9 protein-coding genes are annotated in these 13,279 nt (G+C 62.6%); 7 read left to right on the forward strand and 2 right to left on the reverse strand.

The features are described from left to right. Window positions 1–15 precede the first annotated feature (15 nt). Genes SGN16_RS01000 through SGN16_RS01015 form a run of 4 tightly spaced genes read left to right on the forward strand, consistent with a single transcriptional unit; the run spans window position 16 to window position 9,683 of the window. Window positions 16–6,336 (forward strand): Ig-like domain-containing protein, encoded by a 6,321-nt coding sequence (locus SGN16_RS01000; protein ID WP_335943686.1) that lies wholly within the window; start codon window positions 16–18, stop codon window positions 6,334–6,336. A gap of 42 nt (window positions 6,337–6,378) precedes the next feature. Beyond that, window positions 6,379–7,890: a TolC family protein gene (locus tag SGN16_RS01005; RefSeq protein ID WP_210642304.1), complete on the forward strand. Its 1,512-nt coding sequence runs from the start codon at window positions 6,379–6,381 to the stop codon at window positions 7,888–7,890. Window positions 7,891–7,902: 12 nt separating this feature from the next. Further along, complete coding sequence (locus SGN16_RS01010) at window positions 7,903–8,688, forward strand: aspartyl/asparaginyl beta-hydroxylase domain-containing protein (protein WP_335943687.1); 786 nt, start codon at window positions 7,903–7,905, stop codon at window positions 8,686–8,688. Beyond that, window positions 8,676–9,683 carry a sulfotransferase family protein gene (locus tag SGN16_RS01015; protein WP_335943688.1) on the forward strand — a complete coding sequence of 336 codons (1,008 nt, stop codon included), beginning with the start codon at window positions 8,676–8,678 and terminating at the stop codon, window positions 9,681–9,683. The genes SGN16_RS01010 and SGN16_RS01015 overlap by 13 nt, the downstream gene beginning before the upstream one ends. Here the strand turns inward: SGN16_RS01015 and SGN16_RS01020 are convergent. Together SGN16_RS01020 and SGN16_RS01025 are read right to left on the reverse strand one after the other, a co-directional pair. Then, on the reverse strand, window positions 9,646–10,407 hold the full coding sequence (locus SGN16_RS01020) for a slipin family protein (RefSeq protein WP_210642306.1): 762 nt from the start codon (window positions 10,405–10,407) through the stop codon (window positions 9,646–9,648). The genes SGN16_RS01015 and SGN16_RS01020 overlap by 38 nt on opposite strands. A gap of 1 nt (window position 10,408) precedes the next feature. After that, window positions 10,409–10,933 (reverse strand): NfeD family protein, encoded by a 525-nt coding sequence (locus SGN16_RS01025; protein WP_210642307.1) that lies wholly within the window; start codon window positions 10,931–10,933, stop codon window positions 10,409–10,411. 144 nt (window positions 10,934–11,077) lie between these two features. Here SGN16_RS01025 and SGN16_RS01030 point away from each other — a divergent pair, with 144 nt between their 5' ends. The 3 genes from SGN16_RS01030 to SGN16_RS01040 all read left to right on the forward strand — a co-directional run bounded on the left by SGN16_RS01030 (window position 11,078) and on the right by SGN16_RS01040 (window position 13,034). Further along, window positions 11,078–11,323, forward strand: coding sequence for a DUF2789 domain-containing protein (locus SGN16_RS01030; RefSeq protein ID WP_210642308.1), 246 nt, complete (start codon window positions 11,078–11,080; stop codon window positions 11,321–11,323). A gap of 146 nt (window positions 11,324–11,469) precedes the next feature. Then, entirely contained in the window at window positions 11,470–12,051 is a 582-nt protein-coding gene (locus tag SGN16_RS01035) for an alpha/beta hydrolase (RefSeq protein ID WP_210642309.1), read from the forward strand. A 47-nt stretch (window positions 12,052–12,098) separates the two neighbouring features. After that, window positions 12,099–13,034 (forward strand): sigma 54-interacting transcriptional regulator, encoded by a 936-nt coding sequence (locus tag SGN16_RS01040; protein ID WP_210642310.1) that lies wholly within the window; start codon window positions 12,099–12,101, stop codon window positions 13,032–13,034. The last annotated feature ends 245 nt before the right edge of the window (window positions 13,035–13,279 follow it).

Consider the following 13,279-nt stretch of genomic DNA (forward strand, 5'->3'; position numbering starts at 1 on the left):
GTCCAGGTGATCGTCATGTGGTGGAGCAAAGCTAAGTCGCGGGTAACCGAGGGCACACAGGCCCTGGCATCGCCAATGATCATGTCCCTGGAGCCGCGAATGCTGTTCGACGGCGCGGTGGCCGCTACCGTGGCCGAGGCCGCGCAACCGGACGCCCATCCCACTGCCGATGCAGGCAAGACACCCACGGCTGACCAGGCTTCCGACACCCATGCACCGCAGGGGCAGGTCGACGCTACCCAGGCCGCCGTGCCGGGCAAGACCGTGGTATTTGTCGATTCCCGGGTCAAGGATTCCGCCAGTCTGCTCGAAGGCGTCGCGCCCGGTACCCAGGTCGTGCAGCTGGATGCTACCAAGGACGGCTTGCAGCAGATCGCCGATTACCTGGACACCCACCAAGGCATCAGCTCGGTGCAGATCATCGCCCACGGCAACGCTGGTGATCTGTGGCTGGGCAACAGCTACTTGTCGGCGGACAACGTCCAGGCCCGCAGCGACGTGCTGGCGCAGATCGGCCAGGACATGAACGCCGGTGGCGATATCCTGATCTACGGTTGCTACACCGCTGAAGGGGAACGTGGCCTCAGTCTGGTCGATTCATTGGCGCAGTTGACCGGCCGCGATGTGGCGGCGTCCAACGACCGCACCGGCCTCGGCGGCGACTGGGACCTGGAAATCGCCACCGGCAACATCGAAAGCGCCAATGTGCTCTCGGCCAACGCCATGAGCGAATACCAATGGGGCCTGGCCACCTGGACCGCCACCAACAACCTCAATTCGGGTGTCGGTTCTTTGCGCGCTGCCCTGGCCTCGGCGCAGAACGGCGACATCGTCACCTTCAATGCCGGCATGACCGTCGCGCTGACCCAGGTGTTGGACGTCAATAGAAACATCACCATCGATGGTGATCTCAACAACGATAACGTCGCCGATGTCACCCTCGATGGCCAGTTCCGGACCCAGGTCCTCAACGTGACGGCCGGCACCACGGCCACCCTCGATGGCCTGGTGATTACCCGGGGCATGGTGGCGGGCAACGGTGGTAACGGTGGCGACGATGCGCTCGTCGCCAAGGGTGGTGGTATCTACAATGCCGGTACCTTGACCCTGCGCAACGTTACGGTCACCTCGAACGCCGCTTCTGGTGGTGGCGGCGGCGGGGGCGTGACCCCGCAATACGCCGGTGGTGGCGGTGGCGGGGGTGGCGCGATCTCTGGCGGTACCGGCGGCAAGGGCGGCGATACCCTCAATGCCACGGGCTCTAACGGCTCGACTGGGCAGGGCGGTGCCGGTGGTGGTTTCTTCAACATGGGCGGGCGTGGCGGTTCCTCCACCGGTGGGGCTGGCGGTTCCGCCTATCCGGGCTATAGCACCGGCTCCGCGGGCGGTACGGCCGTCAGCGGTGCGCTGTCTATCGGCGGCGGTGGTGGTGGCGATGGCTATAACGACATCGGCGGTGCTGGTGGCGGAGCGGTCGGTGGTATTTATAACGATACCGGCGCGACCCTGCGGATCATCGGTAACTCGGTGATTTCCAACAACATCGGCGCGGGCGGCGGCGGTGGTGGCGGTGGCGCCGGTGGCGGCTACAACCACACGGGCGGTGCCGGCGGCGTTGGTGTCGGCGCCATCTGGAACAAAGGCTCGATCCTGATCACCGCAGCCAACTTCGCGGCCCTGGCCGGCAACGTCGGTGGCAGTGGCGTGGGTGGCACGAGTGCGGGTACCGCTGGTGTTTCGCCGGCGTCGGTGTCCAACGTCTACGGCGATGGCGGCACCATCAACACCAACTATGTGCCGGACGAGACGCCGCCCACCGCGACCGTCGTGGTGGCCAATACCAGCCTGAACTCCGGCGCTACGTCGACGGTGACCATCACCTTCTCCGAGGCCGTGACTGGCCTCACCGCAGCAGACCTGACGGTGCAGAACGGTAGCGTCGGCACCTTCACCAGTGGCGACGGCGGCATTACCTGGATCGGTACGCTGACCGCGGCCAGCAACATCGCCGATACCACCAACGTCATCACCCTCAATAACACGGGCGTTGCCGACCTGGCCGGCAACGCTGGCGTGGGCACCACCGACTCGAACAATTACGTGGTCAACGACACCGTGGCGCCCACGGCGTCCATCGTGGTGGCCGATACCGCTCTCAAGGTTGGTGAAACCTCGCTGGTGACCATCACTTTCTCCGAGGCCGTCAGTGGGTTTACCACCGCTGACTTGACGGTGGCCAACGGCTCGCTCAGCGGCTTGAGCAGCAGCGACGGCGGTATCACCTGGACGGCAACCCTGACCCCGGACGCGGCCATTACTGACACCACCAATCTGGTGATCCTCAACAACACCGGCGTTGCGGACTTGAGTGGCAACGCTGGCGTGGGTACCACCAACTCCAACAACTACGCTATCGACACCCAGCGTCCGACCGCGACGATCGTGGTAGCTGACACCGCGTTGAGTGTCGGCGAAACTTCGCTGGTGACCATCACCTTCAACGAGGCGGTGAGTGGTTTCACCACTGCCGACCTGACGGTCGCCAATGGCACGGTTACCGGCCTGAGCAGCGGCGACGGCGGTATTACCTGGACCGGCACGCTCACGCCAAGTGCCAGCGTCAGCGACACCACCAACCTGATCACCCTGGATAACACCGGCATTGCCGACTTGTCTGGAAACACCGGCAGCGGTACCACCGACTCGAACAACTACGCGATCGACACGCTACGCCCCACCGCCACCATCGTGGTGGCCGATACCGCGCTGAGGATCGGCGAAACCTCGCTGGTGACGATCACCTTCAGCGAGGCCGTGACCGGTTTCACTCTGGCCGACATGACCGTGGCCAACGGCAGCCTGAGTGGGCTGAGCAGCAGCGACGGCGGGATCACCTGGACCGCGACGCTCACCCCGAGCGCCAGTATCACCGATGCCACCAACCTGATCGTTCTGGCCAATACCGGCATTGTGGACGCGGCCGGCAACACCGGCACCGGTACCACCAGCTCCAACAACTATGCCGTCGACACCCAGCGTCCGACCGCGACTATCGTCGTGGCCGACAATGCCTTGAGCGTTGGCGAAACCTCCCAGGTAACCATCACCTTCAACGAAGCGGTGACAGGCTTTACCACCGCCGACCTGACGGTCGCCAACGGTACAATCACCGGATTGAGCACCGGCGATGGCGGCATTACCTGGACCGGCACGCTTACGCCAAGTGCCAGCGTCAGCGACACCACCAACCTGATCACCCTGGATAACACCGGGGTTGTGGACTCGGCGGGCAACGCTGGCAGCGGGACCACCGACTCGAACAACTACGCCATCGATACCGCGCGCCCGACCGCCACCATCGTGGTCGCCGATACGGCCATTGCCGTAGGCGAAACCTCGCTGGTGACCATCACCTTCAACGAGGCGGTGACCGGCTTTACCCTGGCCGACCTGACCGTGGCCAACGGCAGCCTGAGCGGGCTGAGCACCAGCGACAACATCACCTACACCGCGACCTTCACGCCCAGCGCTGGCATCAGCGATGCCACCAACCTGATCACGCTCAATAACATGGGCGTGGTGGATGGCGCGGGCAATACCGGCAGCGGTACCACCGACTCCAACAACTACGTCGTCGACACGCTGCGCCCGACCGCGACCATCGTGGTCGCCGATACGGCACTGAGTGTCGGTGAAACCTCGCTGGTCACCATCACTTTCTCCGAAGCGGTGACGGGTTTCGACAATTCCGACCTGAGCGTCGCCAACGGTACGCTGAGTGCGGTCAGCAGCAGTGATGGTGGCATCACCTGGACGGCCACCTTCACCCCGGCCCTCGGGGTCAGCGACACGTCCAACGTCATCACCCTGAACAACACCGGGGTCAGCGATGCGGCGGGCAACAGCGGTTCCGGCACCACCAACTCCAACAACTACCAGGTCGACACCAACGTTCCGACGGCGACCATCGTGATTGCCGATAGCACGCTGAGTATCGGCGAGACCTCACTGGTCACCGTGACGTTCAACTCGGCGGTCAGCGGCTTCGACAATTCGGACCTGACCGTCAGTAACGGCACACTCAGCACCATGAGCAGCACCGACGGCGGCGTGACCTGGACAGCCACGTTCACGCCGAGCGCGAGCATTTCCGATACCAGCAACGTGATCACCCTGGACAATACCGGCTTGATCAACGGCGCGGGCAACGCGGGCGTGGGCACCACCGATTCGAACAACTACGTCGTCGACACCGTACGTCCAACGGCGACCATTGTCGTCGCCGACACGGCCATTGCCGCGGGCGAAACCTCGCTGGTGACCATCACCTTCAGCGAGGCGGTGACGGCGTTCACCAGTGCCGACCTGACGGTCGCCAACGGTGTGATCTCGGGGCTGAGCAGCAGCGACGGCGGCATCACCTGGACCGCAACCTTCACGCCGACCAATGGCGTCTTCGATACCAGCAATGTCATCACGCTTAATTCCGGAAGCGTCGTCGACCTGGCGGGCAACATCAACACCGACTCTGCCAGCTCCAACAACTATGCGCTCGACAGCCAGCGTCCGACCGCCACCATCGTGCTGAGCGATTCGGTGTTGAAACCGGGTGAAACCGCCCAGGTGACCATCACGTTCAGCGAGGCGGTGACCGGTTTCAGCAACGCTGACCTGAGCGTCGCCAACGGCACGTTGAGCGCAGTCAGCAGCAGCGATGGCGGCCTGACCTGGACCGCGACCTTCACGCCGACCCTGGGCGTGACCGACGCCAGTAACCTGATCACCCTGGACAATACCGGCGTGAGCGACGCGGCTGGCAATACCGGGACAGGCACGACCGACTCGGCCAACTATGTGGTCGAGACGCAGGTACCGACGGCTACGATCGTGGTCGCCGACAACGCACTCAAGGTGGGGGAAACCTCACTGGTGACCATCACCTTCTCGGAAGCGGTCAGCGGGTTCGACAATGCCGACCTGAGTGTCAGCAATGGCACGTTGAGCAACGTCTCGTCCACCGATGGCGGTGTGACCTGGACGGCCACGTTTACCCCGGCAAGCAACATCACCGACACCAGCAACCTGATCAGCCTGGACACCAGCGGGGTGGTCAATGTCTCGGGGAACAGCGGTGTCGGCGTGGTGGACTCCAACAACTACGCGATCGACACGGTTCGCCCTGGCGCCACCATCACTGTGGGTGACACCACTCTGGGCATCGGCCAGAGCACGACGGTGACTATCAGCTTCACCGAGGCGGTGTCCGGTTTCGACTTGTCGGATCTGAGTGTCGCCAATGGCGTATTGTCCAATCTTGCCAGCAATGATGGCGGCCTGACCTGGACCGCGACCTTGACGCCAACTGCCGGCGTCAACGATGCCACCAACCTGATCCTGCTCGACGCCAGCACTGTGCAGGACATCGCCGGCAACGCCGGCGTGGGTATCGCGATCTCTGCCAACTACGCCCTCGACGCCACCCGGCCGACCGCGACCATCGTGGTCGCCGACCCGAACCTGACGGTGGGCGAGACGACCCAGGTGACCTTCACCTTCAGCGAAGCAGTGACGGATTTTGACTTGTCGGACCTCAGCGTCACCAACGGTGAACTGACCAACCTGACCACCAGCGACGGCGGCAGGACCTGGACGGCGACATTCACCCCAACGGTGAATCTCACCGACCCGAGCAACTTCATCGCCCTGGACACCAGCAACGTCAGCGACCTGTCGGGCAACGCCGGGGCCAGCGTGGCGGTGTCGAACAATTATGCGATCGATACCGTGGTGCCCAACGATGTGAAGCCGCCGCCGGAGTTCCTGACATCGGACCCTGTGACGGTCATTCCACCGTCCGAGGTGCCATTGCAGCCAATCGTCTTCACGCCACCGACGGGCGACCTTGGCACGCCGCTGGGCTTCCCGCCACTGTTCGAACAACGGGACGTGGGCGGTGGCCTTCGGCCGATAGGGGATATTTTCATCAACCGTGGCGAATTGGCGCCGAGCTATATCGCCCAGGTTTTCAGCAGCGACGCCGCGGGTGATGGCTCCGGCCAAGGCTTCCTGGGCTTTGGGGGTGGCGATGGCGGGGTGTTTGGCAGCAGCACCATCTCGGGCCTGTTCAATCGCGACACCGGTTCCGAAAGTGAATCGATGGACGCCTTTGGCAGCCAGTCGATGCAGGGCGGCGATGGTTCCCAAGGCGCGCGCGGGCTGTTCGGCGCGCCGACCCTGGGCCAGCAGCTGGAGCACCTCAAGAACATGGAGCAACGTCAGGTCGACGGCTTGGCAATGGCTTTACAGCAGGTCGGCATCAGCCAAGTGCAGGCCTGAGAACTCTAAAAATATAGTGGGCAGCCAGGGGCAATCCAGGGAATGAATAGAAGTCAGAAGTTATTCGGTGTGAGTTTGCTGGCGTTGGTGGTCAGTGGATGTGCGGTCACCAGCGAGCCGATCGATCGCAGCGTCAGCGAACAGCGCGCCCGAACCGACCTGCAGAACATGTACAAGGACCAGGAGCCCCTCAGTGGTCCCCTGACCCTGCACCAGGCCATGGCCCGGGCAGTGAAGTACAACCTCGAAGGTCGCTTGAAGATCATGGAGGAAGCCCTGGCCAAGCGTCAGTTGGACCTGGCCAGTTTCGACATGCTGCCGCGCATGGCCCTGGACGCCGGTTATGTGGGGCGTAACAACGTCAATGCCTCCAGCAGCCAGAGTGTCGAAACCGGCACCCAGTCCCTGGAACCGTCGACCTCCCAGGACCGCGACCGCGAGGTGGCGGACCTGACCATGGTCTGGAACGTGCTCGATTTCGGCGTCAGCTACATCAGCGCCAAGCAGGCCGGGGACCAGCGCCTGATCGTGCAGGAGCGCCGGCGCAAGGTGATCAACACCATCGTCCAGGACGTGCGTTCGGCCTACTGGCGGGCCATGGCCGCCGAGCGCCTGCTCAAGCAGATCGACAGCCTGATGGCACGGGTCGAGACTGCGCGTGGCAACAGCCAGAGCATGAGCGAACAGCGCATAGGCGACCCGGTGCAAGCCTTGGGTTACCAGCGCTCGCTGATCCAGGCCACCCGCCAGCTCGAAGAGCAGCGCCGGGCGCTGTCCCTGGCCAAGACCGAACTGGCGACCTTGATCAACTTGCCCTTGGGCACCGAGCTGACCCTGGCGACCCAGGATGAATATGACATCCCGGAACTCAAGGTCGACCTGGCCCGTCTCGAACAGGAAGCCCTGGCCAGCCGTCCGGAACTGCGCGAGCAGGACTACCAGACCCGCATCACCGCCGCCGAAACCCGCAAAGCCATGCTGCGCCTGTTGCCGGGGCTGGAGTTTTCCGCCGGCGGGCATTACGACAGCAACTCGTTCCTGGTGGAGCAGGGCTGGGCCGACTATGGCGTGAAAGTCACCTGGAACCTGTTCAACGTGATCTCCGCTCCGGCGGCCATCGACGTAGCCAAGGCTGGTGAGGAAGTGGCATCGGCGCGGCGTCAGGCGATGTCGATTGCCGTGCTGGCACAGTTGTACGTGGCCAATGCCAACTATCGCGAAGCGCTGCGCCAGTTCAAGACCAGCCAGCAACTGTCGGACATCGACGGGCAGATTGTCGGTCAGTTGCGCAGCCGTCACCAGGCTGCCGGCATCGGCGAGCTGGATCTGATCCAGGGTGAACTGAACACCCTGCAGGCCGATCTGCGCCGAGACCTGGCTTACGCCGACCTGCGCAATGCCTACGGGCAGATCTTCGCCAGCGCCGGCCTCGATCCACTGCCAAACGAAGTGCAATCGACCAAAGTACAGTCGATCGCCACAGCGCTGGCCAATCGTGAAGCGGCCTGGGCCCAGGGCAATATCGAGGTGCCGACAGCCGCAGTCACTCAATAACGGGGCGCGAGCATGACGCGCCCGGCGTATTCCCGGTTGCCGGTGACGGTGGACCTGCCGGTGCTGTTGCAGGCGCTGGCAGCCATTGAAGACGAGCGTTGGCAGGGGCATTTCAACAGCGCCTTCTACAGTGGCGACTGGAGCGGCGTGGCGCTGATTTCGGCGGCCGATGCCTTGACCGAATTGTCTCCCGGGCGTGGTCAGCCTGTGACGCGCGCGCCCTGGTCAGACGATCGGCGTTGGCGCGAAGCGTTGCGTGATTGCTCCCTGGAGATCGTCTCGGCCCGGCTGCTGCGGCTCGGGCCAGGTGGGTGCATTCACGAGCATCGTGACTATGACCTGGGCGGGCCTAACGCTGACCTGCGCCTGCATATTCCGCTGCTCAGTCCGCCGCAAGTGGATTTCTGGCTGGATAACCTGCGTATTCCTATGGCCGCGGGTGAGTGCTGGTTTCTCGACTTGTCGCGACCTCATCGGGTCGATAACCGCAGTGCAGAATCCAGGATTCACCTGGTGCTCGATTGCCGCCCAGGGCCATGGTTGGAACAGCAGATCGCCGAGGGGCTGCCCAGCACACCCGCCGCTGGTGTTGGGCAAAGCGATTTTGCACGATTTCAGCGGTGCGTAGAGACCGACCCTGACCTCGCTCGGACTTTGCAGAGCCTGCATGACCTGGACGCTTTCGTTGAGTGCGCGCTGGCGCTGGGGGCCGAGCAAGGGCTTCATTTTACCCGGGAAGAATTGCGGGCTGCGATGCGCAACGGTCGCCAACGGTGGAGAGGCCAATGGAAAACCTGAATCTGCATGGTTGGCTGCCGATCCGCCTCTGGCAAGAAGCAGGGCAATGGCAGGTCGATTGGTGCTGGTTTGGCGACACGCCATTGTCGCAGCCTTTTTTTGGCGATGCCGTGGATGACGCTCTGCGCCTGCCCTTCAACCAGGCGTTTCGCCGCCAGACCTCCTTGGACGTTCTCAGTCAGTGGCAACAACAAAGCCCGGGCCTTGCGCCCGGTGCGTTCATTTTTCATGCCTCGCGTTGTGGCTCGACCCTGATCAGCCAGATGCTGGCGCAACTGGACGATCACATCGTCATCTCCGAGCCTCCGCCCCTGGATACGTTGCTGCGCTGCGATTTACCGTCTGCCGAGCGGTGCGTGGCACTCAAGGGTTTGATGTCGGCCTATGGGCAGCGCCGTCGAGGTGTGGAGCAACGCCTGGTGATCAAGCTGGACGCCTGGAACATCGGTGAGCTGCCACTGCTGCGTGAATGTTTTCCCGACACACCCTGGCTGTTCCTGTACCGCGACCCCTTGGAAATAGCCGTCTCTCATCTGCGTCGTCCGGGCATGCACATGGTGCCGGGGATGATTGGTGCGAGTGTGCTGGACGATGGGGCGCCTTTCAGCAATCAGGAAGATTTCATCGCCCGCCGGTTGGGGCGGCTGTTGCAGGTAGGGCTGGAACAATGCCGGGCTTTTACCGGGCTGGCGGTCAATTACAACGAGCTGCCGGGGGCGATGGCCGGCAGGCTGGCAGCGTTCTTCGAGCTGGATGACGCGCAGCGCGGACGCGCGTTTGCGTCGGTGGGGCAGCATGCCAAGCAGCCGGAGCAGGTGTTTGCCAGTGACAGCGAGGGCAAGCGCCGGGAGGCTTCGGCGCTATTGCGTGGGCAGGTCACGCGGTGGGTGCAGGGGCCCTATGAAGCACTCGAAGCATTGCGCCGCAAAGACCCACCCTCAGTCCATCATCAATGCATCAAGACTTGTTGGGCGACAACTCCGCCATCCCCTTGAGCAATTCGATCGGCAACGGGAAAACGATGGTGGAGCTTTTATCCCCGGCAATCGCCCCCAGTGTCTGCATGTAGCGCAGTTGCATGGCACCCGGCTGGCGCCCGAGCATTTCAGCGGCTTGCATGAGTTTTTCCGAGGCCTGCAGCTCGCCTTCGGCATGGATCACCTTGGCCCGGCGCTCGCGCTCGGCCTCGGCTTGGCGGGCGATGGCGCGGATCATCGATTCGTTGAGGTCCACGTGCTTGATCTCGACGTTCGCCACTTTGATGCCCCAGGCATCGGTCTGGGCGTCGAGCACTTGCTGGATGTCGCTGTTCAATTGCTCGCGTTCGGCCAGCAACTGGTCCAGGTCATGCTTGCCGAGGACCGCACGCAAGGTGGTCTGGGCCAGTTGACTGGTGGCCATGAGAAAGTTCTCGACCTGGATGATCGCCTTCTGCGGGTCGAGCACGCGGAAATACAGCACCGCGTTGACCTTTACCGAGACGTTGTCGCGGGTGATCACGTCTTGCGGCGGTACGTCGAGCACAATGGTGCGCAGGTCGACGCGGATCATCTGCTGCACCACCGGAATCAGCAGGATCAACCCCGGGCCCTTGACTTGCCAGAACCGGCCGAGCTGGAAGACCACGGCACGTTCGTATTCACGCAGGATCCGAAACGTCGAAGCCGCCAGCGCGATCAATAGCAACAACAGCATCGTAAAACCGATTTGCATACCCATCTCAGACTCCTTGTGAGTCAGCCGGGGCCACTTCCAGCAGCAACCCCTTGCGGGCGATGACCCGCACCGCCTGCCCAGGCCGCAACGGCGTCGTGCTTGCCACCTGCCAGCGTTCGCCTTCCAACTGGACCCAGCCATGATGATTGTTCCCGCCCTGCAACGCGGTCACCGTCGTGATGTTGCCCAACAGCGCGGCATCGCCTGTGACGGGGCGGCGTGGTCGGGTTTTCAACGCGCGGATCAGCAGGACAATCAGCAGCAAGGCACTGACCAGCCCCAGGCCGATCATCAGGGGGACCGGTACATCGGCGTCGGTCAGGATGACCGAGCCGATCACGCACAAAATAATCCCGCCCAAACCGGCAACGCCGTAGTTGGGCAGCGCTGCCTCGGCGATCAGCAAAGCCACGCCCACGGCAATCAACCAGAACCCCACGGGGTTGGCCACCAGCAATGCGAGGCCATCGGCTGCCAATGCTGGCCCGCTCATGGCCAGCAGCGCGATTATTAAGTAGTGAATGTTCACGGGACCTCCGCAACGCATTCGGCGTGATGTTATTCAAAGTCTAGTCGAGCCTAGGGTTGATTGAATTTTGATCAGTCTGACGGTCGCCAAGGGGCTAGACTGAGGGATGTACCCAGCCATCCGTCTTATGCTCAGGAGCCCCGCATGGAATCGCCGATCCACAGCCTGCCCGCGCTGTTCAAACAATTGGGCCTGTCTGACGACGCCGTTGATATCGACAAATTCATTGCCGCCCATTCACCCCTCAAGCCTGAACTTCACTTGGCTGATGCGTTTTTCTGGAGCGAAAGCCAGCAGCAGTTGCTGCGTGAAGAAATCCTCGAAGATGCGGATTGGGCGGAAGTGGTGGACCAGTTGGACGTATTGCTGAGGAAGGGACGTAGCGAGTGAGGCACGCACCATTTGGAAGGTGAACCAAAAACCACAGGTTTAATTGTTTATTCCATAATTGAATTAATAAATATCTTCTTATTCCTTAAACAATATAACTCTCCTGCCTATACTCGTCCGGGAACAGACACGCAGGAGAGCAACCCATGCGCAACGAATCGATTCGCTACCTGATTGTGCCGGGCTGGCAAGGATCGCCGGAAAATCATTGGCAAACCCACTGGCAAAACAGCCTGCCCAACAGCGCCAGGGTCGAGCAGGCGGACTGGTTGACGCCCCGGCGTGAAGATTGGGTGGCGGCGCTGGCCGAAGCCATCGCTGTCGACAGTACGCCGGTGATCCTGATTGCCCATAGCCTGGGCTGCATCACGGTTGCCCATTGGGCCGCCACCGCGCCGGTGCAGTTTTTGCGGCAGGTCCGCGGGGCGTTGCTGGTGGCGCCGGCGGATGTCGAGCGGCCAGCCTGCGCCCCGGCGCTGCGCAATTTTGCGCCGATCCCCAGCGATCTGTTGCCGTTCCCAAGCCAAGTGGTGAGCTCCGACAACGACGCCGCCGTGAGCGCCCCGCGCGCCCTGGAGCTGGCGCGCAACTGGGGAGCCGAGGCCGGCATCCTGGCGGGGGCGGGGCATATCAACGTGAAGTCCGGTCACCAGCGTTGGGAGCAGGGTTTCGCTTACCTCTATCGTCTGCAAAATCGCATGGAGCATCACGCCTTGCGTCGCGCCTGAATTTTTAGCGCCCCCCGTCTCCCGGCGGTTTGGGGCGGGAGCCTGCCATGAGCTTGCATGAAACCTTCGGTCAGCCATTGCTGACCTTTCCCGATGCGGAAAAAAGCCCCCTGAGCATTCGCGCCAAGGCGCTGGTGTTCGTCGACCCACGTTCGCGGCAGTTGCGCCAGGAGCTGGAGCAACTGGCGCCGCGCTCAGTCTCGGTGCTGATACGCGGCGAGACCGGTACTGGCAAGGAACTGCTTGCCCGGCACATCCATCGCGAAAGTGATCGCGCCGGGTTGTTTGTGTCGGTCAATTGCGGTGCCATCAGCCCGACCTATGCTGACGCCGAACTGTTCGGCTATGCCGCTGGCAGCTACAGCGGCTCGGCCAGTAGCCGGGCCGGTTGGTTCGGCTCGGCCAATGGCGGCACCCTTTATCTGGACGAGATCGGCGATTTGCCGCTACCGATCCAGATCAAACTGCTGGCGGCCCTGGAAAACCATGAAGTCACCCGCGTCGGCGCCCATCAGCCCAGCCCCGTGGATGTGCGGTTGGTAGCGGCCACCAGCATTGACCTGGGGCAAGCGGTAGCCGCCGGGAAATTCCACGAGCGGCTCTACCACTACCTCAGCGAAGGTCGACTCGAGCTGCCGGCCCTGCGCGAGCGCTCGGGCGATATTCTGTCTCTGGCCGAATACTTCCTGGGCATTTACACCCAGCGCCTCGGCCTGAGCGTGCCGCTGATCAGCGAGGCGGCACAGCACGCGCTCGAACAGCACAGCTGGCCGGGCAATACCCGTGAACTGGAAAACGTCATTCATTTCGCGTTGCTGGTGAGCACGGGGGAGGAGATTTTGCCGGAGCACCTGAACTTGCCGTCCCAGTCATCGGCCCTGGAATTGATCGACCGCCAGGTGGCGCAGGTCGTTGCACAAGGCACGGACGCCGAGCGCACAGCCCTCAAGGCGCTGCTCAATCAATTGAGCCAAACGCTGTAGAAGACACCGCAATTGTGGCGAGGGGATTTATCCCCGCTGGGCTGCGAAGCAGCCCCCTGAGCGATAAAACTCAATCTGCCTGACACACCGGGGGGCGGCATTCAGGGCCGCTTCGCGCTCCAATGGGATAAATCCTCTCGTCACAAAGCGCGGCTTTTTCTATATGAGTAAAATGAATATGAACTTGAATAAAAGGTATTGTTAAGGAATAAAAAATGTCGGTATCTTCCACTTCACGTCAGCGA

The sequence above is a fragment of the Pseudomonas sp. G166 genome (assembly GCF_037027455.2).
GTDB lineage: Bacteria > Pseudomonadota > Gammaproteobacteria > Pseudomonadales > Pseudomonadaceae > Aquipseudomonas.